This is a genomic window from Bacillus sp. TH50 (assembly GCF_016650565.1).
GTDB lineage: Bacteria > Bacillota > Bacilli > Bacillales > Bacillaceae_G > Bacillus_A > Bacillus_A mycoides.
Genome location: NZ_JAEKFM010000003.1, coordinates 2,519,273 through 2,546,199, shown reverse-complemented (window position 1 = coordinate 2,546,199; position 26,927 = coordinate 2,519,273). Strand labels below are relative to the sequence as shown.

General features: G+C 35.7%; 25 protein-coding genes and 1 other annotated feature (1 of these 26 cut by a window edge). Of the genes, 15 read left to right on the top strand and 10 right to left on the bottom strand.

The genetic code is table 11. From position 1 onward, the window contains the following. Nucleotides 1-117, top strand: a binding site (T-box leader); it begins 100 nt to the left of the window's first position. A 57-nt stretch (nucleotides 118-174) separates the two neighbouring features. Next, nucleotides 175-1,437, top strand: coding sequence for a tyrosine--tRNA ligase (tyrS, locus tag JFU23_RS13320; protein ID WP_201032057.1), 1,263 nt, complete (start codon nucleotides 175-177; stop codon nucleotides 1,435-1,437). 264 nt (nucleotides 1,438-1,701) lie between these two features. On the opposite strand, the gene JFU23_RS13315 is transcribed toward tyrS, so the two are convergent. The 3 genes from JFU23_RS13315 to JFU23_RS13305 all read right to left on the bottom strand — a co-directional run bounded on the left by JFU23_RS13315 (nucleotide 1,702) and on the right by JFU23_RS13305 (nucleotide 4,142). Then, entirely contained in the window at nucleotides 1,702-2,880 is a 1,179-nt protein-coding gene (locus JFU23_RS13315; RefSeq protein WP_002016002.1) for an NAD(P)/FAD-dependent oxidoreductase, read from the bottom strand. A gap of 44 nt (nucleotides 2,881-2,924) precedes the next feature. Next, nucleotides 2,925-3,365 (bottom strand): DUF1641 domain-containing protein, encoded by a 441-nt coding sequence (locus JFU23_RS13310; RefSeq protein ID WP_002016003.1) that lies wholly within the window; start codon nucleotides 3,363-3,365, stop codon nucleotides 2,925-2,927. Nucleotides 3,366-3,794: 429 nt separating this feature from the next. Next, on the bottom strand, nucleotides 3,795-4,142 hold the full coding sequence (locus JFU23_RS13305) for a winged helix-turn-helix transcriptional regulator (protein WP_097871450.1): 348 nt from the start codon (nucleotides 4,140-4,142) through the stop codon (nucleotides 3,795-3,797). Nucleotides 4,143-4,536: 394 nt separating this feature from the next. Between JFU23_RS13305 and JFU23_RS13300 the strand changes: the two genes are divergently transcribed. The 7 genes from JFU23_RS13300 (at nucleotide 4,537) to JFU23_RS13275 (ending at nucleotide 12,373) form a co-directional block, all read left to right on the top strand. Continuing rightward, complete coding sequence (locus JFU23_RS13300) at nucleotides 4,537-5,700, top strand: MFS transporter (RefSeq protein ID WP_161939635.1); 1,164 nt, start codon at nucleotides 4,537-4,539, stop codon at nucleotides 5,698-5,700. Nucleotides 5,701-5,716: 16 nt separating this feature from the next. Further along, nucleotides 5,717-6,556: an aldo/keto reductase gene (locus JFU23_RS13295; protein WP_207193023.1), complete on the top strand. Its 840-nt coding sequence runs from the start codon at nucleotides 5,717-5,719 to the stop codon at nucleotides 6,554-6,556. A gap of 123 nt (nucleotides 6,557-6,679) precedes the next feature. Further along, nucleotides 6,680-7,618: a thioester domain-containing protein gene (locus JFU23_RS13290; RefSeq protein WP_085312747.1), complete on the top strand. Its 939-nt coding sequence runs from the start codon at nucleotides 6,680-6,682 to the stop codon at nucleotides 7,616-7,618. 148 nt (nucleotides 7,619-7,766) lie between these two features. Further along, nucleotides 7,767-8,384 (top strand): DUF1361 domain-containing protein, encoded by a 618-nt coding sequence (locus JFU23_RS13285; protein ID WP_201032056.1) that lies wholly within the window; start codon nucleotides 7,767-7,769, stop codon nucleotides 8,382-8,384. A 17-nt stretch (nucleotides 8,385-8,401) separates the two neighbouring features. Continuing rightward, nucleotides 8,402-8,572: a hypothetical protein gene (locus JFU23_RS30250; protein ID WP_207200006.1), complete on the top strand. Its 171-nt coding sequence runs from the start codon at nucleotides 8,402-8,404 to the stop codon at nucleotides 8,570-8,572. A gap of 178 nt (nucleotides 8,573-8,750) precedes the next feature. Continuing rightward, nucleotides 8,751-9,218: a GNAT family N-acetyltransferase gene (locus JFU23_RS13280; protein ID WP_201032055.1), complete on the top strand. Its 468-nt coding sequence runs from the start codon at nucleotides 8,751-8,753 to the stop codon at nucleotides 9,216-9,218. Between the two features lie 521 nt (nucleotides 9,219-9,739). Beyond that, nucleotides 9,740-12,373, top strand: a complete 2,634-nt coding sequence (locus tag JFU23_RS13275; protein WP_201032054.1) for a M60 family metallopeptidase — start codon at nucleotides 9,740-9,742, stop codon at nucleotides 12,371-12,373. Nucleotides 12,374-12,419: 46 nt separating this feature from the next. On the opposite strand, the gene JFU23_RS13270 is transcribed toward JFU23_RS13275, so the two are convergent. After that, the gene (locus JFU23_RS13270; protein WP_201032053.1) at nucleotides 12,420-13,058 is read right to left on the bottom strand and encodes an NAD(P)-dependent oxidoreductase; all 639 of its coding nucleotides are present in this window, start codon (nucleotides 13,056-13,058) and stop codon (nucleotides 12,420-12,422) included. Between the two features lie 299 nt (nucleotides 13,059-13,357). Here JFU23_RS13270 and JFU23_RS13265 point away from each other — a divergent pair, with 299 nt between their 5' ends. The 5 genes from JFU23_RS13265 to JFU23_RS13245 all read left to right on the top strand — a co-directional run bounded on the left by JFU23_RS13265 (nucleotide 13,358) and on the right by JFU23_RS13245 (nucleotide 20,055). After that, on the top strand, nucleotides 13,358-14,788 hold the full coding sequence (locus JFU23_RS13265) for an alanine/glycine:cation symporter family protein (RefSeq protein WP_002167417.1): 1,431 nt from the start codon (nucleotides 13,358-13,360) through the stop codon (nucleotides 14,786-14,788). A 333-nt stretch (nucleotides 14,789-15,121) separates the two neighbouring features. Then, nucleotides 15,122-16,564, top strand: a complete 1,443-nt coding sequence (locus tag JFU23_RS13260; protein WP_016093527.1) for an alanine/glycine:cation symporter family protein — start codon at nucleotides 15,122-15,124, stop codon at nucleotides 16,562-16,564. 302 nt (nucleotides 16,565-16,866) lie between these two features. Then, nucleotides 16,867-18,048: a NupC/NupG family nucleoside CNT transporter gene (locus tag JFU23_RS13255; protein WP_201032052.1), complete on the top strand. Its 1,182-nt coding sequence runs from the start codon at nucleotides 16,867-16,869 to the stop codon at nucleotides 18,046-18,048. A 502-nt stretch (nucleotides 18,049-18,550) separates the two neighbouring features. Then, nucleotides 18,551-19,732: a NupC/NupG family nucleoside CNT transporter gene (locus tag JFU23_RS13250; protein ID WP_012261957.1), complete on the top strand. Its 1,182-nt coding sequence runs from the start codon at nucleotides 18,551-18,553 to the stop codon at nucleotides 19,730-19,732. 92 nt (nucleotides 19,733-19,824) lie between these two features. Then, the gene (locus tag JFU23_RS13245) at nucleotides 19,825-20,055 is read left to right on the top strand and encodes a hypothetical protein (protein WP_201032051.1); all 231 of its coding nucleotides are present in this window, start codon (nucleotides 19,825-19,827) and stop codon (nucleotides 20,053-20,055) included. 19 nt (nucleotides 20,056-20,074) lie between these two features. Here the strand turns inward: JFU23_RS13245 and JFU23_RS13240 are convergent, their stop codons facing one another. From JFU23_RS13240 to JFU23_RS13230, 3 genes are all read right to left on the bottom strand, one after another. Then, the gene (locus JFU23_RS13240) at nucleotides 20,075-21,247 is read right to left on the bottom strand and encodes a DUF418 domain-containing protein (RefSeq protein ID WP_201032050.1); all 1,173 of its coding nucleotides are present in this window, start codon (nucleotides 21,245-21,247) and stop codon (nucleotides 20,075-20,077) included. 147 nt (nucleotides 21,248-21,394) lie between these two features. Next, a complete protein-coding gene (locus JFU23_RS13235; RefSeq protein ID WP_107887247.1) occupies nucleotides 21,395-21,901 on the bottom strand; it encodes a ferritin in 507 nt (168 codons plus the stop codon). Nucleotides 21,902-21,954: 53 nt separating this feature from the next. Beyond that, nucleotides 21,955-22,278, bottom strand: a complete 324-nt coding sequence (locus tag JFU23_RS13230) for a MazG nucleotide pyrophosphohydrolase domain-containing protein (RefSeq protein ID WP_061690051.1) — start codon at nucleotides 22,276-22,278, stop codon at nucleotides 21,955-21,957. Nucleotides 22,279-22,351: 73 nt separating this feature from the next. Here JFU23_RS13230 and JFU23_RS13225 point away from each other — a divergent pair, with 73 nt between their 5' ends. Continuing rightward, a complete protein-coding gene (locus tag JFU23_RS13225) occupies nucleotides 22,352-22,930 on the top strand; it encodes an LOG family protein (RefSeq protein ID WP_033709565.1) in 579 nt (192 codons plus the stop codon). Nucleotides 22,931-23,297: 367 nt separating this feature from the next. Next, nucleotides 23,298-23,801: a DinB family protein gene (locus tag JFU23_RS13220; protein WP_201032049.1), complete on the top strand. Its 504-nt coding sequence runs from the start codon at nucleotides 23,298-23,300 to the stop codon at nucleotides 23,799-23,801. Between the two features lie 105 nt (nucleotides 23,802-23,906). Here the strand turns inward: JFU23_RS13220 and JFU23_RS13215 are convergent, their stop codons facing one another. The 3 genes from JFU23_RS13215 to JFU23_RS13205 form a co-directional block, all read right to left on the bottom strand. Further along, complete coding sequence (locus tag JFU23_RS13215; protein WP_000656312.1) at nucleotides 23,907-24,104, bottom strand: hypothetical protein; 198 nt, start codon at nucleotides 24,102-24,104, stop codon at nucleotides 23,907-23,909. 612 nt (nucleotides 24,105-24,716) lie between these two features. Continuing rightward, nucleotides 24,717-25,157, bottom strand: coding sequence for a Dps family protein (locus tag JFU23_RS13210; RefSeq protein WP_002034654.1), 441 nt, complete (start codon nucleotides 25,155-25,157; stop codon nucleotides 24,717-24,719). A gap of 239 nt (nucleotides 25,158-25,396) precedes the next feature. Continuing rightward, a complete protein-coding gene (locus JFU23_RS13205) occupies nucleotides 25,397-26,830 on the bottom strand; it encodes an alanine/glycine:cation symporter family protein (RefSeq protein WP_002184697.1) in 1,434 nt (477 codons plus the stop codon). Nucleotides 26,831-26,927: the final 97 nt, after the last annotated feature.

The window sequence follows — 26,927 nt, the reverse complement described above, 5'->3', positions numbered from 1 at the left end:
GGAGTATCTTAGGTAACGCTAAGCGGACTAGCAATCGATATTATTGCTAAGAGTGGTATGAATAGCTATGCTATTTATGCAAACTGGGTGGTAACACGGTGAATAATCGTCCCTATGTCTATTGTAGACATAGGGGCTTTTTTGTTTTCAAAAAAATAAAGGGGATGACAAAAGATGAATATTATTGATGAATTAGAATGGCGCGGTGCTGTGAATCAGCAGACAGATGAAGAAGGTTTACGTAAGTTAGTAGAAGAGAAAAAGATTTCACTATACTGCGGAGTTGATCCGACTGGTGATAGTATGCATATCGGACATTTGATTCCGTTTATGATGATGAAGAGATTCCAATTAGCTGGTCATCATCCGGTTATTTTAATTGGCGGGGCAACAGGAACAATTGGTGATCCAAGTGGACGTCAATCAGAGCGTCAACTGCAAACTTTAGAAGTGGTGCAGCATAATGTAGATGCATTAACAGCGCAAATGAAAAAGCTATTTGACTTTGGCGGGAATAGCGAAGTGAAGATGGTAAATAACTATGACTGGACACATAAAATAAACATTATCGAGTTTTTACGTGATTACGGAAAAAACTTTAGCATAAATAGCATGTTAGCGAAAGATATTGTCGCAAGTCGTTTAGATACAGGGATTTCTTTCACAGAATTCACGTACCAAATCTTGCAAGCGATGGATTTTCATCATTTATACACAAAAGAAGATGTTCAATTGCAAATTGGTGGTAGTGATCAATGGGGAAATATTACGAGTGGTTTAGATTTAATTCGTAAGTTAGAAGGTCATGAAGCGAAAGTATTCGGATTAACGATTCCATTATTATTAAAATCAGATGGTACGAAGTTTGGTAAATCAGCAGGTGGTGCTATTTGGCTTGATCCGGAAAAGACAACATCGTTTGAATTTTACCAGTTCTGGGTGAATACAGATGACCGTGATGTAATTAAATACTTGAAATACTTTACGTTCTTAACGAAAGAGCGAATTGATGAATTAGCAGCGAAGGTAGAAACAGAGCCTCATAAACGTGAAGCACAAAAAGTATTAGCGGAAGAAATGACGAAATTCGTTCATGGAGAAGAAGCATTTTTACAGGCAGTGAAAATTACAGCAGCGTTATTTAGCGGAGATATTAAGTCGTTAACAGCTGATGAAATTGAACAAGGCTTTAAAGAGATGCCGACATTCCAATCTTCAAAAGAGACGAAAAATATCGTAGAGTGGCTAGTTGATTTAGGAATTGAACCTTCTAGACGTCAAGCGCGTGAAGATATTAATAATGGGGCTATATCTATGAATGGTGAAAAAGTAACGGATGTCAGTAGGGATGTTACTGTAGAAAATTCATTTGATGGACGATTCATCATTATTCGTAAAGGGAAGAAGAACTACAGCTTAGTGGAATTAGGAGAATAGTTCTTGTGAAAGAGCGGAAGTAGGGAAGATATCTACTTCCGCTCTTTTCATATACACAATTTCGACACAAGAAAGTCAGTATATTTCGATAATTAAAGAGGTTATATTATTCTTTTGCCGAATAAATAAGTTAGAGAAAATTACGGATAAAGTGAAACTTTAATCAGTGGGGGGTTATGTTCATCCCCACTGATTATCAGCCCGCAAATAGCGGGATAAAAATAGCCCGAACCATGCAGGGCATGATTCGGGCTTATATTCAGATTAGTAAGCTAAGCTGAATAGACCTTTAATGTGTGATAAGTAACGAACGTTACTTGCTTCTTTCATTAATGATGCTGGTAAACCTTTAAGCGGAGTATTGCTTGCTCCGATTGTAGCAACAGCATCTTTACGTCCTAGACTAGCAAGTGTTCCAGAGTTGATAGGTGCGAACTCTTCGAATGCTTTGCCTTCTAGTGCTGCGTATAAGTTGTATCCAATTAATTCACCCATTTGCCAAGCGATTTGTGCAGTTGGTGGGTATGGACGACCGTCTGGAGAGAAGACAACAGCGCTGTCTCCAGCAACGAATACGTCTTTGTGAGAAGTAGATTGTAGATGTGCATCAACAGTTGCACGACCGCGGTTTACTTCAAGACCTGATTCACCAATTAATGGGTTACCTTGTACGCCGCCTGTCCAAACGAATGTGTTAGCAACGATTTTTTGACCGTCTTTTAAGTCGATTTCATTACCAGCAACGTTTGTTACAGGAAGACCTGTTAAGAATGTAACACCGCGTGCTTCTAAGCTAGCAGTTGCACGTTCGATTAAGTGGTCTGGTAATACTGGAAGGATTTTTGGACCTGCTTCAACAAGAAGAAGTTTAACTTCTTTTGGATTTACGCCGTGGCTTTTTGCAAGTTTAGGCATAATGTCAGCAAGCTCACCAACTAGCTCAACGCCAGTTAATCCGCCACCACCGATTACGATTGTAGCATCAGCTTCGTTTTTCGTTTTAGCGTATTCACGAATACGGTCTTCAACGTGTTTGTAGATTTTGTTTGCATCAGCAGCAGATTTTAATACCATGCTGTTTTCTTCTAGTCCTGGAATACCGAAGTAAGCAGTTTTACTTCCTAAAGCAACTACAAGTGCATCGTAAGATAAAGTAGTGCCACCAGCTAGTTTGATTTCTTTGCTATCAACTGAGAATGACTCAACTGTTGCAATTTTAAGATCGATGTCTTTACCTTTGAAAAGCTTTGTAAGTGGCATTGCAATTGCTTGCTCAGCAACGTTACCAGCTGCAAGGCGGTGTAGTTCAGTGATGATTTGGTGCGTTGGGTATTGGTTAATCACTGTAACTTGTGCTTCTGATTTGCTGTAATATTTACGTACGTTTAAAGCGGCAAGAAGACCGCCATAACCAGCGCCTAAGATGACAATTTGTTTTGACATAGTATGTTATCCCCCGTCTTTACTAATTGTTGTTATAAGTTAAATTATTTATTATTACGTTCTGCACTAATTTGAAGGTATGCGTTCACAAAACGGAACATTTTTTGTGCTTGTGGGTCTTTTAATAATTTTAATAGACCGAACAGGCCGATAACTTCGTTGCTTTCATCAGCACGATCTTTCGCTTCGATAGCAGTTGCAGCCATGCTTTTCACTGTATCTTTTACAGGTTCTACAAGCTCTGTGATTGCACTAACAGTGTCGCTTTTTAATACTTCATCAGTAGCAACAGTTTGAGCGAAGTCATAAGACTTAGTTAAAATGTTAACAAGCTCAGTTAATTTTGGAAGCTGTTCCACTAGTGTTGTTAATGATTCTTGTACCTCAGGTTTTAACAACTGATCAAGTACATCAAGTTGTCCTTGGCTAGCAGAAATTTGTACAGTTTCTTGTTCTGGCTTTGTTTGAGTCATAGTTTCTGGCATCTCCAATTCTCCTTTACGATAGCAATACTCTTATTTTTGATAGATAAGATAGTAAACACTTGCGAAACTTTATACAAAGTTTCACAAAGCACAATAAAATGCCTTTAAATTTATGACAGCAAGTAAGCTGAAATCATAAATCCAAAACCATAATGTCCTACCTATTATTTATGAACTGTCCGATACATGGCTTGTCCGCATAATGGAAAGTTCCCTTATCGGAAAGTGTATATAATATATATCCTATATTATATACTATATACACGTATGTTAACATAAAAATGATTCCTAATTATTTGATATTGATTCTGTAACCTAGTACTGACAAGGCATGAAAGCGCATAAATTATTTTATCTATCTTAAAAATGTACATATATATAAAGAAAAAAGGAGGAAATGGACAAATTCATGTTCATTTCCTCCTTTTTTTATTGTTCACCTTCTGTAATTAGCATCGATGTGTTACCGCTTTTTTCAAGGTGGCATTCGCCCCAAGTACAAAGAGAATCAAGAATGGATTCTAAAGACCAACCGTAGTCTGTAAGAGAATATTCTACTTTTGGTGGTACTTGATTGTATACCTTTCTTTGAATAACTCCGTCTTCTTCTAATTCGCGTAATTGCTGTGTTAACATCTTTTGTGTAATAACAGGCATTAAACGTTTTAGTTCACTCGTTCTCTTTGTACCTTTCGTTAAGTGGCAAAGAATAACGACTTTCCATTTTCCGCCGATAACCTCTAAAGTCGCTTCAACGGGAATATTATATTTCTTCATATAAAAATCTCCTTTGATGAATGTAGATTTCAGTTCTCCAACAAAAGAAGCCAAATAATTTAAATGTTACTAAAAAGTACCTATAGCACTTTAAAGTACGTACTTTTTATCATGTTGAATATGTTCCATAATAGCATACGTAAGAGGGAAATGAGTAGTACGGTACTAAAAAGTGCCTATGTTACTTTTTAGTACCTATCGTACTTTAAAGTGCGTTCTTCAAAAAAAGAGTGAAGCCATTCATAATAGCATATATCAGCAGTAACATTATTTCTGTAGAAGATAAAAAGGCCTTTTTATCACACTATTATGATTGGATTTCTCGCATTAAGGAGGAGTTCAATTGAATTCATATACAGTATCTTCTTCAGCGGTACAGACGAATCGAAGAAGTATGTTTGCTTTATTAGCACTAGCAATTAGTGCGTTTGGAATTGGTACAACCGAATTTATTAGTGTCGGTTTATTACCATCTATTTCAGAGGATTTACATGTTTCTGTTACAACAGCGGGTTTAACCGTTTCTTTATATGCATTAGGGGTAGCGTTTGGTGCCCCAGTATTAACGTCATTAACAGCTAGTATGTCGCGAAAGACGTTATTAATGTGGATTATGATTATTTTCATTATTGGTAATGGAATTGCGGCAGTGGCAACAAGTTTTACTGTGTTGCTTATGGCGAGGGTCGTATCTGCGTTTGCACACGGCGTTTTTATGTCGATCGGATCCACAATTGCGGCTGCGCTTGTACCAGAGAATAAACGTGCTAGTGCAATAGCATTTATGTTTACTGGTTTAACCGTTGCGACGATTACAGGTGTACCAATTGGAACGTTTATTGGTCAACAATTTGGCTGGAGAGCATCTTTTATGGTGATTGTGGTCATTGGAATTGTTGCCTTAGTCGCAAACAGCATGTTAATTCCGTCTAACTTAAAAAAGGGTACACGAGTATCATTTCGTGATCAATTCAAACTTATCACGAACGGAAGACTCTTACTTGTTTTCGTCATTACTGCATTAGGATACGGAGGAACATTCGTAACATTTACGTATTTATCTCCGCTATTACAAGAAGTAACAGGATTTAAATCGAGTACTGTTACAATCATTTTGTTAGTGTACGGGATTGCAATTGCGATTGGGAATATGGTCGGCGGAAAATTATCGAATCATAATCCAATTCGTGCACTATTTTACATGTTCTTTATTCAAGCAATTGTATTATTCGTACTAACATTTACAGCGCCGTTTCAAGTAGCGGGGCTTATCACAATTATTTTTATGGGGCTATTCGCGTTTATGAATGTTCCAGGACTACAAGTGTATGTCGTTATATTGGCTGAGCGTTTCGTGCCGAGTGCCGTTGATATCGCATCAGCAATGAATATTGCAGCATTTAACGCAGGAATTGCTCTTGGGGCTTATTTGGGCGGTATTGTAACGAACTCGTTAGGATTAATTCATACAGCTTGGGTAGGCGGCATTATGGTAGTAGGCGCTGTTATTTTAACAGCTTGGAGTATGAACTTAGAAAAAAGAGATCAAGCAAAATAAAGGAGAGAAAAATATAATGAAAAATTTACAAAGTAAAACAACATTGCATAACGGTGTGGAAATGCCTTGGTTCGGTTTAGGCGTATTTAAAGTGGAAGATGGACCAGAACTTGTAGAGGCTGTAAAATCGGCGATTAAAGCTGGATACCGCAGCATTGATACAGCGGCGATTTATGGAAATGAAAAAGCAGTAGGTGAAGGAATTCGCGCTGGTATAAAAGAAGCAGGAATTTCTCGAGAAGATTTATTCATTACTTCAAAAGTGTGGAACGCAGATCAAGGATATGAAACGACACTTGCTGCATACGAAGAGAGCTTAAAAAAATTAGAACTAGATTATTTAGATTTATATCTTGTTCACTGGCCGGTAGAAGGAAAATATAAAGATACGTGGAGAGCGTTAGAAACAATTTATAAAGAAGAGCGCGTGCGTGCAATTGGCGTAAGTAATTTCCAAATCCATCACCTGCAAGATGTAATGAAAGCTGCGGAAATTAAGCCGATGATTAACCAAGTAGAATACCACCCTCGTTTAACACAAAAAGAATTACAAGCTTTCTGTAAAGAACAAGGTATTCAAATGGAAGCATGGTCACCACTTATGCAAGGGCAATTATTAGATAACGAAACATTACTGGAAATTGCTAATAAATACGATAAGACAACAGCTCAAGTTATTTTACGTTGGGATCTTCAAAATGAAGTTGTAACAATTCCGAAGTCAACGAAAGAACAGCGTATTATTGCGAATGCTAATATATTCGACTTCGAATTAACAAAAGAAGACATGGAAAAGATTGATGCTTTAAATCAGAACCACCGCGTTGGTCCAGATCCTGATAACTTTGATTTCTAATAGAGGTAAGTTCAAAGAGTGCAAAAAAGTTTGCACTCTTTTTTGTTTTGTCTATGCATAAAAAACATTTCTAACTAAATAATACATAGTAGTAAATTTGTTATTTTATAAGGGGTTGTAGACATGAAGATAAAAAGATCGTTCAAGCTAATGGCCGCTTTTTTGAGTGTTTTATTTGTATTTGCGAACTTATTATTCCCACTTCAAAAAGCATTCGCAGAGGTCATGGATCATACGAAGTATGAGATGGATTGGAGTTATAGTAGGTCAAAGAAGAAACCGATTCGAACAGAACTTATTAAAACAGCAGATGGAAAAATTGCTTTTTGTTTAAATGTAGATTTGAAGTCTCCGAGCGGCCAAGACTTACCTGAAATGGGAAAAGTGGATATTAACGTGTACCGCGTCTTATTAAATGGATATCCACAAAAGAGCCCACAAGAATTAGGTGTTTCTGACTGGAGAGATGCACATTATGCAACGCAGCTTGCGGTGTGGAATGCGTTAAAACAAATTGATATTAACGATTTAGATTTCCGTAATAAAAATGTAGAAAAAGTAACGAAAGATATCGTTGCAAAAGCAAACGCTAGTGAAGAGCTACAAGAAATTACGATGAGTGTAACTCCTACAGAAGAACAAGAAGCGGTATTAAAAGATGAATTTTTTGAAACTGGTTTATATACAGTGCAAACAAACGCTAAAAGCGGAACGTATAAAGTGCAAGCAACAGGTGCACCAGAAGGCGTGAAGTTCGTAAATGAAAAAGGCGAGGGAAAAACAGAATTTAATGTAGGAGAAAAGTTCCGCATTTTAATTCCGAAACAAACACCATCGGGTGGATTTAGTTTTAAAGTATCAGGGAATTTAACGAAACTACAAGGAATTGCACATAAAGGTACACCGACTATTCAAAATGCGGTTGTATTACTTGAGCGTAGTGAAGAGAAAACAAGTCCAGAGTTGGCGGTAAGTTGGAAGAAAGCAAATGGTCATGATAATAAACCAAATAAACCCTATACACCAAATGAACCACATAAACCGAATCAAGATAAAAGATAAAAGATTAAAGAAAAGCACTGGTATGTTCCAGTGCTTTTTTTGTATGCTTACATTTTTGTAAGGTTGCTGTAATGTATCTAGATTATAGTTTTTGCAACATGCTGTTAAAATTAAGAAATAATTTACGATATATAAGGGGAGATACACCGTGAATGAACGTTCAAAGGTGCGAATTAGTTTTTTTATTTACCTGTCTATTTTAATTATTTTTGATATAAAATACTCGTTTATGATTTTGAATATGTTCCTTGCCTTTGCTGCACTAGAACTTTCTTTTTTATTGCCATTATTTAAAGTGAAACAGAAAAGTGAAATACCGGTGAGTAGCCTATTTTATATTATTTTCATACTACTATCACCGAATGTGTTTTACGTAGTAACAGATTTAATTCATCTAAATATATATGAGTTTGATTATAAAAAAGGGCTAGTACTGGAAGAGTGGAAAAACTTTTTTGTATTAACAAGTGGAGTCATAATCGCAATTTATTATTACATTCTTATGCTGAAACAAGTGAATAATCTTTTACAGACGAAATGGAGAAAAGGTATGCTCTTTGTTTTTATATTACTTTCTAGTATCGGGATATTTATTGGAAGGTTTTTGCGTTTCCATTCGATTCATTTATTTACAGAGCCATTATCTTTAGTAAGACAGTTTGTATATGCAATGAATGGATCTTCGGTACTTTTCATTATATGGCTGACGCTTTTACAATGTACGGTTTGGTGGTTATTTGTAGATGTAAAAAGGAGGGGATTATAATCGATAAAGATATTGTAATGTTAACGATAGTACTTATAGCGATTGCTCTATTTCTTTTTATCTCACAAGTCTATATAGCGATCCTTCTGTATAAGTATGAAAAGTCTTGGTGGTGGGGAGGGCTTAGTTTCCTTTTACCGTTTGGACTTAATGTGTACATATATCAAATTATTATATTAGAAAAATGAGTAGGGATATCTTTTGAAAGGTTAAATTCAAGTGAAAGAAAATTATGGAGGAAAATATATTTTCTTGTATTGCTATAATATATGTTCTTGTTTGCATGCTTCGGATTTCTTACATCGCCAGCATTAATGTTTTGATCAGTACGGTATAATGAAACAAGAAACTAGAGAGAGATGAAAAATGAAACTTCGTATTTGTGAAATAACGACAGAAAATCGGCATGAAATTGCTAACTTAAAAGTAACAGAACAGCAGCATAAATTTATTGAAAGTACAGTTGAAAATTGTTTAGTTGATGCTGAAACAAAATATAAAGAAGATGCAGCTTCAGTAGGTCTATATGATGACGATGTACCTATTGGATATGCAATGTATGGCTGGTTTGAGGAAGAAGAAAAGGCTATATATTTAAATCAATTTGTCATCGATAGTGCATGCCAAGGAAAAGGGTATGCAAAACCATTATTGCGTTTGTTAATGGAGCATTTTAAAACAGAATATAATTACAAAGTGATGTATTTAAGCATACATTCAGAAAACAAACTCGCGCAAAAATTATATGAATCAATTGGATTCCATTTAACCGGTGAAATAGAGGATGAGTGGTTACACGGAAAAGGATTTATAATGAAACGAATGCTGGATTAATAAAAACCTGTCCGAGAGAATAGTATCTTTCGGACAGGTTTTTATTTTAAAATAACATTAAAAATCAGAAATCTAAACATTACGATTTTTGGATTAAATTCATAAAATTGTAATATTAATCTAATCGAAAAGGCTATCTAACGAGAAAGAAATCATGTACAATTCATTTTGGAAAAACTGTCCATAGATGGATGCCTATGAATGAATTGTAAAAAACAATATTTTTATACACATTTTTCATGTATAGACAACAATACTTATTAGATGTATTTCTTATCATTATCCCGTGATGAAAAAAGGAGAACTCATCATAAAACATAGAGAAAGATGAGGCGGAATTTTAGACTTAAAAGTTTTTGTTATATAAGAAAGCGAATACATATAGGGAATAAAGTTAAGCGGTATTGGGGCGCGAAGTTTTGTTGTGTATTTTAAATGAGTGTATAAGGATAAATTGATTTTGCAGTAAATGAATATATCTATGATGGTTTGCATTACAAAAAGAATAGGGGACACAGATTATGTCGAAGAATAAGAAGAGTAGGGTATTAGTAGCTGGTATATGTATATCTACATTGTTATCACCAGTAGCTTTCGAAGCATCAAAAGGATATGCAGCGCCTTTGGAAGAGAATAAAGGTGGGAATTTAGAAGAGAATAAATTTGAGCAAAGGACGTTTCAGTTGCCGGGTAAAGGTAGTGTGGAAGAAGAGAGAGAACGCTTAAAGCAGAAATGGAAGTTATCTGTTAATGAACCAACTGGAATTTATGCAAAAGAAAATGAAGAAATTAACATTGAAATAAAAGGGGATCAATCTATTAAAGCATTCATAGGGACACGTGCTTATGATAAGGAAACTCCAACAGAATTTGATTTGAAGCCTGGTAAAAATGTAATTTCATCTCCTAATGGAGGTGTTTTATACTTTTATAATTTAAATGATACGGGTGAGGTTACCGCAACTGTTACAAGCGGTGGTAGTCATTTTCCTTTGTTTATATTAGGAAAACATACGAAAAAAGATTGGGATGAAATGCTCAAAAAGTATAAAAGCCCTTATGCAGTAGAATTAAAAGGTGAGAGAAGTTTAATTACTGCCAGTTATAAATCAGCACAGGAATACATGAAGGATACAGATCCGACAGATTTAATGAAGGCACATGATAAAGCAATTCGTATTGAGAATGCATTATCTGGATTATCAGAAGATGGAGTGGGGGTTGCAAAGGCTGGGAAACATTATGTGCAGTTTATTGAAGCTAAAAATCCGCTTGCAAGTAATATGTATGCGTTTGATTATTATACGGGATATCCAGGTGAAGAGATTCAAGAAGTATTAGATATAGAGATGTTTAAACATGATGGTTGGGGACCATGGCATGAAGTTGGCCATTTTCATCAACAAGTGCCTTGGAATTGGAAAGGTATGGGGGAGACAACTGTTAACATTTACAGTTTAGCTGTTCAGCTAGCCTTTGGAAATAAATCACGAATGGAAGTAGATAAGCGTTATGATGAGGCGTTTGATTATTTGAATCAACCAGTGGACAAAAAGAATTTTGATAAATCAGATCCGATTATAATGTTTTGGCAATTACATTTAATTTATGGAGATCAATTCTATCCGAAGCTTCATCAAATGTATAGGGTGTTATCGGATGCGGATTATCCCCTATTAGATGTAGGTGGAGTTATTACAGATAGAGAGAAGAAACAGTTATTTATTTACATGGCTTCAAAAGCGGCTGGACAAAATTTAATTTCCTACTTTGCAAAATGGGGACTACATGCAGAGGTGGATACGGTAGAAAAAGTAGATAAACTACAATTACCTGAACCAAAGAATAAAATATGGTTATCGCGGGACAATGATCCTATTCGTGAAATGCAAGTTAAGCCATATAAAGTACCTTATGGTGAAGCGGTGAATACAGTACCAGATCTTATGATAGGTACAGATTTTGATGAGAAAAAAGCAAGCGAGCTTGTACAAAATTTAGGTGAGCATGTAAAGGTATCAGGAAAGATACGATGGTCTAAACACGAAAGTGGAAAGCAAACTGTACATGTAGAACTTATAGATGAAAATGGGAATGTAAACTCGATACCTGTTTCCGTTAATGTAGTATACGGAGATAGTATTATGTTCTTCGGTACATGGCATGGTGGAACGAATATTAAATCGATTATCACATTAAATCATGAAGATGAAAAATTAAGTACAGTAGGTTCAGAAGGTCCAGTTCATACCCGGTTTAAAGGTGAAAAATATATCGGATTTGCTGTATTTGATAAAGATAGAAAAGAGAAGAAGCAAGTGGTATTAGAAGGAACGGAAAATACAAAAGCATTTGCAGAACAATTTAATGGAATGCCGTTTGAATATGGAGATGTAGTGAAAGTGTATCAAACGGAGTTTGACCGCTTTAAAGTGTATAAAAAGAATGAGTTAGTAGATAAGGAGTATGGTGTTCACGAAGTCTTCTTTAAAATTACAGAGCAAGGTTTTGAGAGAATGGAAACTATGCAAGAAGTAACGGCAGTACCGCAAAAAGTGGTAATCGGGACAGATGCTGAAAAATTAGAAGCGAAAAACTTTGTTCAGGTAAAAGATGGAGAAGTAGTTGGATTTGTAGAGAAACCGGATACCTCAAAAATCGGTGAGCAAACAGTAAAAGTGGAAACGAAAGATCGTTTTGGGAATAAGAAAGTGACAGAAGTACCAGTAGAAGTAATATACGGTGAGAGTATTATGTTCTTTGGTACATGGCATGGCGGGACGAATGTCAAATCGATTATCACAATCAATCATGAGGATAAAAAATTAAGTACAGTAGGTTCAGAAGGTCCAGTTCATACTCACTTTAAAGGTGAAAAATATATGGGACTAGCTGTATTTGATAAGGATGGAAAAGAGAAGAAGAAAATGGTATTAGAAGGAACGGAAAATACGAAAGTATTTGCGGAACAATTTAATGATATGTCTTTTGAATATGGTGATGTAGTAAAGGTATATCAAGCAGAATTTGATCGATTTAAAGTGTACAAAAAGAATGTAGAAGTGGATACAAAGTATGGTGTACATGATGTGTTCTTTAAAATCACAGAACAAGGTTTTGAAAGAACAGAAGGTATACAAGAGGAAAAAGCTTAATAGAAATAAAAAAGCTCGTAAACATTATGTTTACGAGCTTTTTCTATTACTCAGCTTCAGAAACAACTGTGAAGCGTTCGTTTACATGTTTTGGATTTTCGATTTCATCAAGTGCTGCTACCGCAAAGTCTTCGTAACTTACGTAGCTATCACCTTTCGCATTAACAAGAAGGTTGTCTTTACCAGCTGTATAAGAGCCAGTGCGTTTTCCTAATGCGAATAGTGCAGAAGGGCTAATGAATGTCCAAGTAATATCATTTGTTTGATTTAGGATTTCTAAGTTTTTACCTTGGTTTTGAGCTGTTGCAAGATATTCATTTGGGAATCCTGGTGTATCAAATACACGTGTTGTTTTCTCTTCGTCTACAAATAAGCTACCAGCGCCGCCAACAACAAGTAATTTTGTATTAGGTGCACCTTTCATAGCTTCAATTAGTACGTTTCCTGCATCTACGTGAAGATGTTCTTCTCCTGCTGGAGCGCCGAATGCATTTACAACTACATCAAATGCTTGTAGGTCATTAGATGTAAGAGCGAATACATCTTTCTCTAAAACTTTTATATTTTCTTCTGTAATTTTTGCAGCGTTTCTTACGATTGCAGTTACTTCATGTCCGCGATCTAATGCTTCTTTTAAAATACGACTTCCTGCTTTACCAGTTGCTCCGATGATTCCGATTTTCATAATAAATCCCTCCAAAGTGTTTTGTTAAAGTGTATATCTGAAAGTAAATGAATTTGTTGTAATGAGGTTTGTTACAACTTGATGTAATCATTATAGTTACAGGTTGGTGTTTTTGTCAATGGGGTAGTTTGTAGATTTACTTTTGTTTTAGTATGCACAGTTAGAGGGAGGAGAGTCATAAAGATATTGTTACTTCGTGTCTGGCTAATATTTGGAAATTGCAAATTGTCGAAAAATGTTGATTTTTAAATGTTTTTTAAATATAATTCGTTTTATGGAGAAAAGGAGGGGTTAATTGTATGGATATTTTAGAGCAATTTGTTTCATCAACGAATACAATTCTTTGGTCATATATTCTTATTGCAATGTTAATTGGTTTAGGGCTTTATTTTTCTATTAAATTAAAATTCGTGCAAATTACTCATTTAGGGGAAATGGTTCGATTAATGAGTGATGGCTTAACTGGAAAGACACGTAAAAAGGGAAGTGTATCATCATTCCAAGCATTTTGTATGAGTTCAGCGGCTCGTATTGGAATCGGGAACTTAGCTGGTGTAGCGCTAGCTATTTCTATGGGAGGACCTGGAGCTGTATTTTGGATGTGGGTTATTGCGATTATTGGGGCGTCTTCAAGTTTCGTAGAAAGTACGCTTGCGCAAATTTATAAAATAAAAGATGGCAGTGGCTTCCGTGGTGGTCCTGCTTATTATATGGAAAAAGGTTTAAATAAACGTTGGATGGGAATTTGGTTCTCTATCCTTATTACAATTAGTTACGGTTTAATTTTTAACTCAGTACAAGCAAATACAGTGACATTAGCATTTAAAAATGCATTTGGTATTGAGCGTTATGTTGTAGGGATTGTACTTGCGGTATTGGTTGCGGTTATTATTTTTGGTGGTGTGAAAAGTATTGCGCGTATGTCAGAAATGATTGTTCCGCCGATGGCAATTATTTATATTGCAGTAGCTGTGTTCGTTGTTATTAAAAATTATTATTTAATACCGGATATGTTTACAGAAATCTTTAAAGGTGCATTTGGTTTAGATTCAGCTGTAGGTGGCGGTATTGGTGCTGCAATGAAGTTTGGTATTCAGCGCGGATTATTTGCGAATGAAGCAGGTATGGGTAGTGCGCCAAACGCGGCTGCAACAGCTGATGTAACGCATCCAGCTAAACAAGGATTTATTCAAACAATTGGAGTATTAGTAGATACATTCTTAGTATGTACATCAACAGCGTTTATCGTACTATGTTCTGGTGCATATAAGGCAACAAATTTAGAAGGTATTGAATTAACGCAAGTCGCGCTAAGTTCACAAATCGGTTCGTGGGCAAGTAGCTTCTTAGCGATTATCATTTTCTTATTTGCTTTCAGCTCATTACTAGGAAACTATTATTATGGTGAAACGAATATTGAATTTATTAAACGAAGTAAAACTTGGTTAACGATTTATCGTATTGCGGTTGTAGGAATGGTACTATTCGGTTCTGTTGCGACGCTTCAAGTTGTATGGAATATGGCAGACTTATTTATGGGTCTAATGGTAATCACAAACTTAATTGCGATTACACTTCTTGGCCGTTTTGCGTATGCTGCGTTGGCGGACTATGTGAAACAAAAGAAACAAGGAAAAGATCCGGTATTCAGTGCAGATTCTATTCCTGGTTTAACGAACACAGAGTGTTGGGATAAGCCGGCGGTAACAGATAAAGAAAAAGCAGTATAATAAAAAGGCGAGCATCGAGATAAATTCGATGTTCGCCTTTTTTGTTGTAGTAAATGATAAAAAGGGTGAGAGGTAATTATTAATATAATTTTTGTTTGTTCATTCCTCTCGTTATTTGTAGGGAACGTACTGTCTTAAAAGTATGACTGGTCGAATAGGATGAGTGATTGAGTATTGGATAAATGCACGTACTAGTTATATTTTCACGTAAAAAAACATGTGTGTTAGGAATGTTCACGTATCCATGTAATGAAACCTAACATAAAGTTCTTGATTACTAAAAGTTTTTAGAATATAATTTTCTTATTGTTAGGAAGAGGGGGCAATGCAATTATGGATTTTTTAACTAATGTAATTGGGGATATAAATAATGTTCTTTGGTCATATATCATTATTGCGATGTTAATTGGATTAGGACTTTACTTTTCTTTTCGTGTGAAATTTGTCCAAATTCGTTACTTCGGTGAAATGATTCGCTTACTTGGGGATGGAGCGAGTTCAAAAACAAGAAAAGCGCAAAAAGAAAAAAGTGGTGTATCATCATTCCAGGCTTTTTGTATGAGTACAGCTTCTCGTGTAGGTACTGGTAACTTAGCTGGTGTAGCTATCGCAATCTCAGCAGGTGGACCAGGAGCGGTATTTTGGATGTGGTTAATCGCGGTAATTGGGGGTGCTTCTGCATTTGTAGAGAGCACATTAGCGCAAATTTATAAAGTAAAAGATGGGAATGCGTTCCGTGGTGGTCCAGCGTATTATATGGAAAAGGGTTTAAAGAAACGCTGGCTAGGAGTTGTCTTCTCTGTTCTAATAACAGTTAGTTTCGGATTAATTTTCAACGCCGTGCAGTCAAACACAGTAGCGGCGGCTTTTGATGGAGCATTTAACACAGATGGTAAGTTTGTAGGTCTGTTTATGGCTGGTTTACTTGCAATCATTATCTTCGGCGGAGTAAAACGTATTGCACGTGCGGTTGAAATGATTGTTCCAGTAATGGCAATTATATATGTAGCAGTGGCATTATTCGTTGTTGTAACAAACATTACGGCAATTCCATATGTATTTAAAGAAATTTTCTTACATGCTTTCGGAATTAAAGAAGTAGTGGGCGGGGGATTAGGAGCTGCGATTTTACTAGGGGTAAAACGTGGATTATTCTCAAATGAAGCAGGTATGGGTAGTGCGCCAAATGCAGCTGCGACTGCAAACGTAACGCACCCAGTTAAACAAGGTTTCATTCAAACTTTAGGGGTATTTACAGATACATTATTAATTTGTAGTTGTACAGCATTTATTATTTTATTATCAGATGTGCCTGGAGCGGCTGATTTAAACGGAATTCAATTAACGCAACAAGCATTAAGTCAACATATCGGACCGTGGGCTTCTATATTTGTAGCAGTTGCAATCTTCTTGTTTGCATTTAGTTCATTAGTAGGTAACTACTACTATGGTGAAACGAATATTGAATTTTTAAATGGAAGTAAAGTTTTACTAAATGTTTATCGAATCGCGGTACTTGGTATGGTTATGTTAGGTTCTGTAGCAACAATTCAAATTGTTTGGGACTTAGCAGATTTATTCATGGGTATCATGGCTATTATTAACTTAGTGGCGATTGTATTCCTTTCTAAGTATGCTTTCGCGGCATTATCAGATTACGTAAAACAAAAGAAACAAGGAAAAGATCCAGTCTTTTATGCGGAGTCTATTCCTGGTTTAAACAATACAGAGTGCTGGGACAAGCCAGCAGTAGCAGATAAAGAAAAAGCTGTATAATAAAAAGGAACGAGCATCAGAGAAATTTGATGCTCGTTTTTTTTTTTATGGTGATAAACTAAAGGAAGAGGAAAAATACGAACATTAATGAGTGTTTTATAATAAAATGTATTTTTTTAAGAAAAATGCGGATGTGAGTTATAATTTGTGTTAGAATGGAAAATGGCTTTGAGACAAGAGATTTTATGGTTTTTCATATCCGATTGAAGGTTTTGGAGGAGAAATGGAAAGTTCGGATTATTCCTTGTTTTGAGTAGTCAGACGTTCAAAGTTAATGAAGAGTTAAATGGAGGATTTTATTAATGAAGTTTGTTATGTTTCTTGTAGGACTACTAGTTGTATTCGTACTCGGCTTTCTTATAAGTTCTGATCGTAAGAAGATCAAGTATAAACCAATCGCAATTATGCTTGTTATTCAGCTAGCGTTAACGTATTTCTTATTAAATACGCCAATTGGTTACATTTTAGTAAAAGGAATTTCAGATGGATTTGGAGCGCTTCTTGGATACGCGGAATCTGGAATCGTTTTCGTATTTGGTGGTCTTGTTAATAAAGGAGAGGTTTCATTCTTCTTAACAGCTTTATTACCAATCGTATTCTTTGCAGTGTTAATCGGAATTCTGCAACACTTTAAAATTTTACCGATATTTATTCGTGCTATTGGTACTATGCTAAGTAAAGTAAATGGTTTAGGAAAATTAGAATCATATAATGCAGTAGCGGCCGCAATTGTTGGGCAAGCAGAAGTATTTATTACAGTAAAAGATCAATTAAGTAAAATCCCAAAACATCGTTTATATACACTATGTGCATCTTCCATGTCGACAGTATCGATGTCGATCGTTGGTTCTTATATGAAAATGATTGAACCAAAATATGTAGTAACAGCACTTGTATTAAATTTATTTAGTGGTTTCATTATCATTCATATTATTAACCCGTACGATATTACAGAAGAAGAAGATACACTGAAGTTAGAAAATAAGAAAAAACAGTCATTCTTTGAAATGTTAAGCGAATATATTATGCTTGGTTTCACGATTGCGATTACGGTAGCAGCAATGTTACTTGGTTTCGTAGCATTAATTACAGCAATCAATAGCTTGTTTGATTCAGTGTTCGGTATTACATTCCAAGCTATTTTAGGATATCTTTTCTCTCCATTAGCATTCGTAATGGGTATCCCGCAATCAGAGATGGTAACAGCGGGACAAATTATGGCAACGAAATTAGTATCAAACGAATTTGTTGCGATGCTTGATCTAGGAAAAGTAGCTAGTGATTTATCAGCTCGTACGGTCGGTATTCTTTCTGTATTCCTTGTATCATTCGCGAACTTCTCATCTATCGGAATTATCGCAGGTGCAACGAAAGGGATCGATGAAAACCAATCAAACGTTGTTTCATCATTCGGATTACGACTTGTATACGGTGCGACATTAGTAAGTCTTTTATCGGCGATTATCGTTGGTGTTATGTTATAAAGTGAAACTTTAATCAGTGGGGGGCTTTATCCCCCGCTGATTATTAGCCTTCACCAATCGGGCTTTTACGGGCAGTTAATCACCCACCTAACTTCTTTGTTTTCGCTGAATTTTGAGGTGGGGGTCTTACTGCCCGTTAAAGCGGGGTAAAAAAGATGGTCCTAGCTCATAGCTAGGGCTATTTTTTTATGGTAAATTTACATGAAAAAACCAATTATTTAGGAATATATTAACATATAAAAATATTTTAAAATTTATATTGCATTTCAATTAGTTAACGCTTACAATTTGATTTGTAGGTGGTATCAATTTCAGACTTTCAAGTATGGTAGGAGAGAAGAGGCTACCTTTTATAAATTGCAATTTATGTAAACGCTTACTGATTTTAGATAACAGTTGAATAATATTTAGGGGTTTTAAATTTTTTTAACATCAATGGTCAGACGTCATTCGTTATACGTTATACGACCAATAACTCGTGAGAGAAGTGGAGGATTCACATATGAAAATAGTAATGTTTCTAGTCGGTTTACTTGTAGTGTTTGTACTAGGTTTCCTTATAAGTTCAGATCGTAAGAAAATTAAATATAAACCAATTGCACTTATGCTTGTCATTCAATTGGTACTTGCGTATTTCTTACTAAATACAAAGATCGGATTTGTGTTAGTAAAAGGGATTGCAGATGGATTTGGCGCTATTTTAAAATTTGCGGAAGCAGGGGTTAATTTCGTATTTGGTGGTCTAGCAAATGATGGACAAGCACCATTCTTCTTAACAGTATTATTACCAATTATTTTCTTAGCGGTATTAATCGGGATCTTACAACATATTAAAGTTTTACCGATTATCATTCGTGCAGTCGGTTTCGTATTAAGTAAAATTAACGGTTTAGGAAAACTAGAATCATATAATGCGGTAGCAGCTGCAATTGTTGGTCAAGGTGAAGTATTTATTACAGTAAAAGATCAACTAAGCAAATTACCGAAAAATCGTTTATACACACTTTGTGCATCATCAATGTCAACAGTATCAATGTCAATCGTCGGTTCTTATATGAAAATGATTGATCCGAAATATGTAGTAACAGCACTTGTACTAAACTTATTTAGTGGATTCATTATCGTTCATATCATTAATCCATATGACGTAAAAGAAGAAGACGATATTTTAGAATTACAAGAAGATAAGAAACAAACATTCTTTGAAATGTTAGGCGAATATATTATGCTTGGTTTTTCTATCGCTGTAACAGTAGCGGCGATGTTAATCGGTTTCGTAGCATTAATTACAGCAATTAACGGTGTATTCGATTCAATTTTCGGAATCACATTCCAAAGCATTTTAGGATACGTTTTCTCACCGTTAGCATTTGTAATGGGTATTCCAACATCAGAGATGCTAACAGCAGGACAAATTATGGCAACGAAATTAGTAACGAACGAATTCGTTGCAATGCTTGACCTTGGAAAAGTAGCTGGTGATTTATCAGCTCGTACAGTAGGTATTTTATCTATCTTCCTTGTATCATTTGCGAACTTCTCATCAATCGGAATTATCGCAGGTGCAACGAAGAGTATCGATGGCAAACAAGCAAACGTTGTATCTTCATTCGGATTAAAACTTGTATACGGTGCAACGTTAGTAAGTATATTATCAGCGATTATCGTTGGGGTTATGCTTTAATAAAAACAAACGAAGTCGTTTATCTCTCGCCTAGAGGGATGAACGACTTTTTTGTTTTGGTATGATAAATAATATAGAGAGGGGGGATTAGGGTGAAAGAAGCGGATAGTTTAAGGGAGTTTGATGAGGTTATAGAGAACATTGATCAATTAACTGGAGAAGATGCTAGAGTGTTTTTGAAATTTATACATGGGTATTTAAGCATAGTAGAAGAAGGCGATGGGACTTTTACTCATAGTGATTTTGTTGAAAAGGTTTCAAGGCTTTATAAGAAAGATTTGGCTAAGCTGATTAAGCTGAGAGAAGAAATAAAAAAGCAATGAGCCCGAGCTCATTGCTTTTTTAACTTGCTTTATCCAAGTCTTTTTTAAACCGTGGTCTCTCTAAATAAGTTCCCAGTCTCCACACATATTCCACAGGCCCCATTCGGTATTTCTGTAGCCAATAGGTACTAACGAATAATTGAATCGTATAAATTCCAATGGTTAAAAGAATACCGAAGAAATAGCCGATTTTACCGTATAAGCCAAACCCATATGCGTAAAAAATGGTTGTTGCAATAATAGATTGTGCTAAGTAATTACTAACTGACATTTTTCCCATGTTCGCCATGTATGTTAGTAAGCGCGATGCTTTTTTGTAATGGAACAATAAAGTAATTGTGCTTCCGTAAAGGAAGGTCATGGTTACGGGTGTAAGGCCATCTTGTAACATAATTAAAATCGGATGTTTTACGAACATGGTTAAAATTTTGATTGTAAAAGAAAAAATACCAGTAATAAGCCAGATCTTTTTGACAGCAGGTATATGTTTATCAATCTCAAATAGCCATCCCTTTTTTCCTACGTACATGCCGAGTAAGAAGAGTGGAGACATAAAAATTAATGCGAAAATTGACAGGATAACTAATCCGAAGACACCGTTAATTCCCATGTAATCAAAAGGATTTTCAGTTAATCTAAAGTTGATATGATCCATATAGTTTCCAGTTTCATGAACTTTATGCTCTTTTTCAATATAAGGTGCGACATCATTGAATGTGTTTGATGTTGGTTCAGATTGATAAGATGCGAACATAATGATTGCTAATAAAATGGATGCCCAAATGAGTAACGTTTTTGGTTTTCGATTGATGAACATCATTAAGAAAATCCCGACAATCCCGTAGGCAAATAAAATATCTCCCTCCCAAACAAAAGTGCCGTGAATGTAGCCTAGTAGTAAAAGAATGCTAATACGCCTTATATATGTAGGGAAAAACTTTTTTCCTTTTGCGATAATACTTTTTTGTAACAAAATAATGCTAAGCCCAAATAAAAAAGAGAATAGGGAAATAAAATTCTGTGTGCCGAAAAATTGAATAAACCAATTAGCACTTTCATCGAGTTTTCCGAAAATATAAGTGGGTTTTTCATTAGCGAATAACCCGAATTGAATTAATGTTATATTAACAAGTAAAATGCCAAATAAAGCGAAACCACGAATGGCGTCAACAAATTCTACACGTTGGTTCATTTTTTCTCTCCTCGTATATTGTTTTATATTGAAAATAATACCATTTATTTACTGTTGTTATGTCAAATACGAGGAAATTTAAGGTGATTTTAAGCTAGAGAGAAAAGAAAAAATCACCTTAATACATTCATTAAGGTGATTAAAATATTACTCAGCTGGAGGCGTAAATGTACGTTTCTCTAATTCAGCATCTAGCATAAATAATGCGTTTGAATCGCTTGTAATACGTTTTAATTTTTGGATGATGCTATCGAATGAAGATTCTTCTTCTACTTGCTCATCGACGAACCATTTTAAGAATGTAATTGTTGCATGCTCACGCTCATCCCAAGCGATATCAGATAAGTGATAAATGCGCTTCGTTACTTCACGCTCGTGCTCAAGTGCTACTTCAAAAGCATTCAATACAGAATCATATTCGTTATTAGGATGATCAAATCCAGTAATAATAGCGCGCTCGCCGCGGTCATTAATGTAGTTGTAAAGCTTCATTGCGTGGAAACGCTCTTCTTCAGCTTGTACAAGGAAAAAGTTAGCGAATCCATCATAGCTCTCCGCTGTACAGTAAGCAGCCATTGCCATATAAGCGTGGGCAGAGTAAAATTCAAAATTCATTTGTTCATTTAGTGCGTCGTGCAATTTTTTAGATAACATAAAATCCCCCTTATTATTTTGACAAGAACATTATATCACAATTGATAATGTTCTCATTTAGATGTTTCGAATCTTTTTGAAAGCTTTGTGACGTGTGTTTCCATAATGTCTTGTAAATCCAAATCATATTTTTGTGAAAGAACAATAAGATTAGATAGTACATCACCAAGTTCTTCTTTTAGTTCTTGTTTTAGCTCTTCTTGTGTTTTTGTTTGTTCATCAGGGCGATTACGACCGATTTCAATTGCGCGAACAACGCGTGAAACTTCCCCAACTTCCTCAGTTAAGAAATTTAAGCGAATAAAGGAGTTGTACTGTGACCAGCTTCGTTTTTCGTAAAATTCCTCCACCCATCTTTGAAATGCGACGATATCCATTTCTTCCTCATCCCTTCAATATGTTGTACAATACTCATTGTATCATAACAATATATAGTTTCGGGGTGTAGGAATGAGAAAGATTTGTGTGTTTGCAGGTTCAAATTTAGGGGGAAGACCAGAATTTAAAGAGCAGGCAATAGAGTTAGGGGAAATGTTTGTTGAGAACGATTATGAGCTTGTATACGGCGGTTCATGCGTTGGATTAATGGGAGAAGTAGCAAACGAAGTTCTTCGTTTAGGTGGACGTGTAACAGGTGTTATGCCGCGTGGTTTATTCCGTGGTGAAATCGTTCATACAGGATTAACAGAATTAATTGAAGTAGAAACGATGCACGAACGTAAAGCAAAAATGGCAGAGCTTGCGGATGCTTTCATTGCATTACCAGGTGGATACGGAACATTTGAAGAATTATTTGAAGTTGTATGTTGGTCACAAATTGGTATACATGATAAGCCAGTTGGTTTATTAAACATTAAAGACTTTTACGGACCAATTCTGCAAATGGTTGATCGTGCAGCTGAAGAAGGCTTTATGAACCCGTCGAATAAAGAGTTGATTGTTTCAGCTGAGACGGCAGCTAAATTAATTCATGAAATACAAAATTACGAGCGTCCTGTTTTGGGAACTAAGTGGAAGCAGTTATCATAGTACATTTTTATAGTGGATTTTGGAAACACATGTCTTTTTATCGCAAAAAGGCATGTGTTTTTAATTTGGTTAAATATATTGATAGTGAGATGTGAAATCGTTGGAAGAGGGGAAGTAGATGGAGGTATGTTTTGCTGACTTGAAAAAAGAACATCTGAATAAATGGTGAGTAAGGAATTATTGAGTGACATAGAATTGTTCCGTTAAAGGGTCAGATTGTGGAAGATGGCGAATGTTTTTTATGAAGTTAATAGAGGTTTTTCTAATCGGAATCAGAATAAATTTTATAGATGTAATCCTTATGAATTTTTAATCAGCTATGTATCATAATCTAATCATTAAAATGAAAATTGGAGGAGAAATGAGCATGGGGCGTTCTGTATTAAAAATGTATAGCTACCACTTATGGGCAAATGAAGTTATTTTAAATCGCTTAAAAGAACTACCGCAAGACATTTTCCATAAGGAAGTTAAGAGTGGTTTTTCTTCGGTGGCAAAAGTAATGTCTCACATATACCTCACAGATTTAGCCTGGCTCGAGATCATTTCTGGCAAAAGTATGCGTGATGCAATGGTACACACAGACCAATTGAAAGAACAGCTAGAAACAAAAAATATTGAGGAAATGGAAACTAGTTTTTATGAATTATCTAAACGATATAAAGAACTTTTAAGTAGTCAACAAGATTATGAAAAAGTGTTTGAGGTTGATAATCCGTATGCTGGGCTCCTGGATACGACGGTTTCTGAAACAATACTACACGTCGTCACCCACGGAGCATATCACCGTGGGAATATAGCCACAATGTTGCGGCAAATGGGGCATACCTCTGTTATGCAAGATTTTGGACTATTTCTATATTCAAAATGAATTCTTTTTATTTACTATAGAATATGGGTTGAATGATGTTTTTGGGGACTGCTTTTATTAGTGGTTTAAGCTTAATTATGTATTAGGGAAAAAAGGCATTCCATATTATTTCGGAATGCCTTTATCATTTTGATTACTTTGTTTTTTATACAGGTACCAGCCACCCCAACCGCCACCAATAGCTACAACAACGAGGAAAGCATAGTCTTTAACCTCGACACGTATATTGAAAATATTAGCTATGAGTAAGAGAATCCCAACTGTTATTAACGCAAAAAATGCTCTAATTAAGTAGTCTTTCAACTGAACCACTCCCGTCATTTAAGTAGTAAATGATGAACTTGGACAAGCTTTTTGGATCTAATTACTAAAGGGTGTTTCCTATATTTTAACATAAAAGAGATTGTAATATATTGATAAAAGTAGAAAAGGTGAGTGCTGATATTGTCGTGTTTTATCGGTGAATTAGGAAAATCGCTGATATAATTTTAGTGCGATTACTTCATAAAAAAAGCGACTCTGAGCGAGCCGCTTCCGCTTTAAGTGGTATCCAGCTCCAGCGGCTAGAACAGTCGGTTGTTTCACTCCTTCATTCGAGGCAAAAAGCGCCTCGGAATCAGGAGTTCCAACACCCTCCTGTTCTGAACGAGCCGCTTGCGCTTTTAATGATATCCAGCTCCGGTGGCTAGCTCTTCGTGTCTAAGAACCTTCCACATAAGAAGGCAAAAAGCGCCTTCTATGTGAAAGAACCTTAGCCAGTCAGAGCTGAACGAGCCGCTTCCGCTTTAAATCTATCCAGCTCCGGTGACTAGAACAGTCGGTCATTTCGCGCCTTCCTGTGAGGCAAAAAGCGCCTCTTCGTCAGGAGCTCCAATGCCCTCCTGTTCTGAGCGAGTCACCTCCGCTTTTAATCTATTATTGATTCAAGAATGCGCGTAGCATCCAAGCGTGTTTTTCTAGTTCTGTGTAGATGCCTAGTAGTAGGTCAGATGTCATTTCATCGTCAGATTCTTGAGCGATTACCATGCCTTTTTTTAGTTCAGTTAGCATCATTTCGTAGTCTTTCATGATTGCTTCGACCATCCCTTCTGCAGTTTCTCCGTAAGCTGCTTCTTGAATAGAAGATAGTTCTAAGTATTCTTTCATTGTTGCTACTGGTTTGCCGCCAATTGCTAAAATGCGTTCTGCGATTTCATCGATGTGAGTAGCTGATTCTGTGTAAAGCTCTTCAAATTTTTCATGTAGTGTGAAGAATTGAGGTCCTTTTACGTACCAATGGAAGTTGTGTAGTTTTGTAAATAAAACGCTCCAGTTTGCTACTTGTTTGTTTAATGCTTCGATTACTTGTGTATTCATTATGATCAATCTCCTCTTGAGTTATTATTTTATATGAATTACTAATTTATAATTATTATAATCTAGTAATTTGTATAAATCAACCCTTTTGCTGGAATTAATTTGAACAAATTATGAACGGTTGTAAATAAAAAATCCCTATTACTGTGAAGTAATAGGGATTTTTTATTATATAGCTCCAGCGGCTAGAATATTCGGTGGCTTCGCTTTTTCCTGCGAGCCTCTTCCGCTTTTAGTTGTTATCCAACTTGTTTCTTCTCTTCTAAATCTTGCCCATCCCAACACTCTGTATTTTTTAAGCCAGGGATAGAACTTGCAACGAAGACAGGATCTTTTCCTTGTTTCTTTTGTTTAATATAGTCTACTAATGCTGCATAGGCGAACTTGCTAAGGAATGAGATGGCAATTAAGTTTGTGAATACCATTAGTCCCATAAAGAAATCAGCTAAACTCCAAACTGTTTGAAGGGCAGCGATAGATCCGAAGAACACCATTCCGACAACTGCAACACGATAAATCAGTAACCATGTTTTGCTTTCTTTAATGAATGCGATGTTTGTTTCACCATAATAGTAGTTTCCTAGTAAAGAACTGAAAGCGAATAGGAAAATAATAATCGCTAAGAAAGTGCTTGCCCACGGTCCAATTTGTGAACTTAATGCTTGTTGTGTTAATTCAATACCTTCTAAATTCGATCCTTTGTAAAGTCCAGAACATAATACGATAAACGCTGTTGATGTACATACTAAGAATGTATCTACGAAAACACCTAATGCTTGAACAAGTCCTTGTTTTACAGGGTGAGATACATCTGATGTTGCTGCTGCATTAGGAGAGCTACCCATACCTGCTTCTGTCGCGAATAAACCGCGCTGAATTCCGAATTTGATTGCTGCTCCAATACCACCAGCGATAGCTTGGTCTAAACCAAATGCGCTGTTAAATATTTCTGTAAAAATGCTTGGTAACATAGTGAAGTTGTTAATTACGACAAAAACAGCTACGCCGATATAAATGATTGCCATTGGAGGAACAATCATTTCTGTAATACGTGAAATGCTCTTGATACCACCAAAAATAATAACTGCAACTAATAAAGCTAATAGAGCTCCTACGATCGTTCGCTCTAGTCCAAAAGCATTTTCAAATGCTATTGTTACCGTGTTTGCTTGTACAGAATTGAAAATTAATCCGTACGCAACTGTAATAAGAAGTGAAAACCAAACACCCATCCAGCGTTTGTTTAACCCTTTTTCCATGTAATACGCTGGTCCACCACGGAATCTGCTTCCATCTTTTACTTTATAAATTTGCGCGAGCGTACATTCTACAAAACTAGTAGCTGCTCCAAGGATAGCGATAAACCACATCCAAAATATTGCGCCAGGTCCACCCATTGAAATGGCTAATGCTACACCAGCTAAGTTCCCGATACCAATACGTGCTGCTGCACTTAAGCAAAATGCTTGGAATGGAGAGATGCTATCTTTCTTTTTTTCTTTTCGATTAAATCCTTTACTAATTAAACTGACCATCTCACGGAAATGAGTAATTTGGACAAATTTTAATTTGAAAGAGAAATAAAGACCGAAGCCGATTAGCATTGCAATAAGAATATATGACCATAAAATATTATTCGTTACCTCAAGGAATCTGCTAAAGATATCAACCATATAATACACTTCCTTTTTTTCGTAATAAGAAAATTATATGCAAAAAATATACCAGAATCAATTTTTCTAAAAAATCATGTTACTTAAATACGTTTTG

What these genes read in the sequence shown, in the direction of transcription:
- JFU23_RS13250 (WP_012261957.1), top strand. Translation starts at nt 18,551, where the DNA reads ATGAAAATAGTAATGTTTCTAGTCGGTTTACTTGTAGTGTTTGTACTA.
- JFU23_RS13310 (WP_002016003.1), bottom strand. Translation starts at nt 3,365, where the DNA reads ATGCCAGAAACTATGACTCAAACAAAGCCAGAACAAGAAACTGTACAA.
- JFU23_RS13205 (WP_002184697.1), bottom strand. Translation starts at nt 26,830, where the DNA reads ATGGTTGATATCTTTAGCAGATTCCTTGAGGTAACGAATAATATTTTA.
- JFU23_RS13230 (WP_061690051.1), bottom strand. Translation starts at nt 22,278, where the DNA reads ATGGATATCGTCGCATTTCAAAGATGGGTGGAGGAATTTTACGAAAAA.
- JFU23_RS13295 (WP_207193023.1), top strand. Translation starts at nt 5,717, where the DNA reads ATGAAAAATTTACAAAGTAAAACAACATTGCATAACGGTGTGGAAATG.
- tyrS (WP_201032057.1), top strand. Translation starts at nt 175, where the DNA reads ATGAATATTATTGATGAATTAGAATGGCGCGGTGCTGTGAATCAGCAG.
- JFU23_RS13290 (WP_085312747.1), top strand. Translation starts at nt 6,680, where the DNA reads ATGAAGATAAAAAGATCGTTCAAGCTAATGGCCGCTTTTTTGAGTGTT.
- JFU23_RS13260 (WP_016093527.1), top strand. Translation starts at nt 15,122, where the DNA reads ATGGATTTTTTAACTAATGTAATTGGGGATATAAATAATGTTCTTTGG.
- JFU23_RS13270 (WP_201032053.1), bottom strand. Translation starts at nt 13,058, where the DNA reads ATGAAAATCGGAATCATCGGAGCAACTGGTAAAGCAGGAAGTCGTATT.
- JFU23_RS13305 (WP_097871450.1), bottom strand. Translation starts at nt 4,142, where the DNA reads ATGAAGAAATATAATATTCCCGTTGAAGCGACTTTAGAGGTTATCGGC.
- JFU23_RS13265 (WP_002167417.1), top strand. Translation starts at nt 13,358, where the DNA reads ATGGATATTTTAGAGCAATTTGTTTCATCAACGAATACAATTCTTTGG.
- JFU23_RS13235 (WP_107887247.1), bottom strand. Translation starts at nt 21,901, where the DNA reads ATGTTATCTAAAAAATTGCACGACGCACTAAATGAACAAATGAATTTT.
- JFU23_RS13315 (WP_002016002.1), bottom strand. Translation starts at nt 2,880, where the DNA reads ATGTCAAAACAAATTGTCATCTTAGGCGCTGGTTATGGCGGTCTTCTT.
- JFU23_RS13275 (WP_201032054.1), top strand. Translation starts at nt 9,740, where the DNA reads ATGTCGAAGAATAAGAAGAGTAGGGTATTAGTAGCTGGTATATGTATA.
- JFU23_RS13220 (WP_201032049.1), top strand. Translation starts at nt 23,298, where the DNA reads ATGGGGCGTTCTGTATTAAAAATGTATAGCTACCACTTATGGGCAAAT.
- JFU23_RS30250 (WP_207200006.1), top strand. Translation starts at nt 8,402, where the DNA reads ATGTTAACGATAGTACTTATAGCGATTGCTCTATTTCTTTTTATCTCA.
- JFU23_RS13225 (WP_033709565.1), top strand. Translation starts at nt 22,352, where the DNA reads ATGAGAAAGATTTGTGTGTTTGCAGGTTCAAATTTAGGGGGAAGACCA.
- JFU23_RS13300 (WP_161939635.1), top strand. Translation starts at nt 4,537, where the DNA reads ATGTTTGCTTTATTAGCACTAGCAATTAGTGCGTTTGGAATTGGTACA.
- JFU23_RS13255 (WP_201032052.1), top strand. Translation starts at nt 16,867, where the DNA reads ATGAAGTTTGTTATGTTTCTTGTAGGACTACTAGTTGTATTCGTACTC.
- JFU23_RS13210 (WP_002034654.1), bottom strand. Translation starts at nt 25,157, where the DNA reads ATGAATACACAAGTAATCGAAGCATTAAACAAACAAGTAGCAAACTGG.
- JFU23_RS13240 (WP_201032050.1), bottom strand. Translation starts at nt 21,247, where the DNA reads ATGAACCAACGTGTAGAATTTGTTGACGCCATTCGTGGTTTCGCTTTA.
- JFU23_RS13280 (WP_201032055.1), top strand. Translation starts at nt 8,751, where the DNA reads ATGAAACTTCGTATTTGTGAAATAACGACAGAAAATCGGCATGAAATT.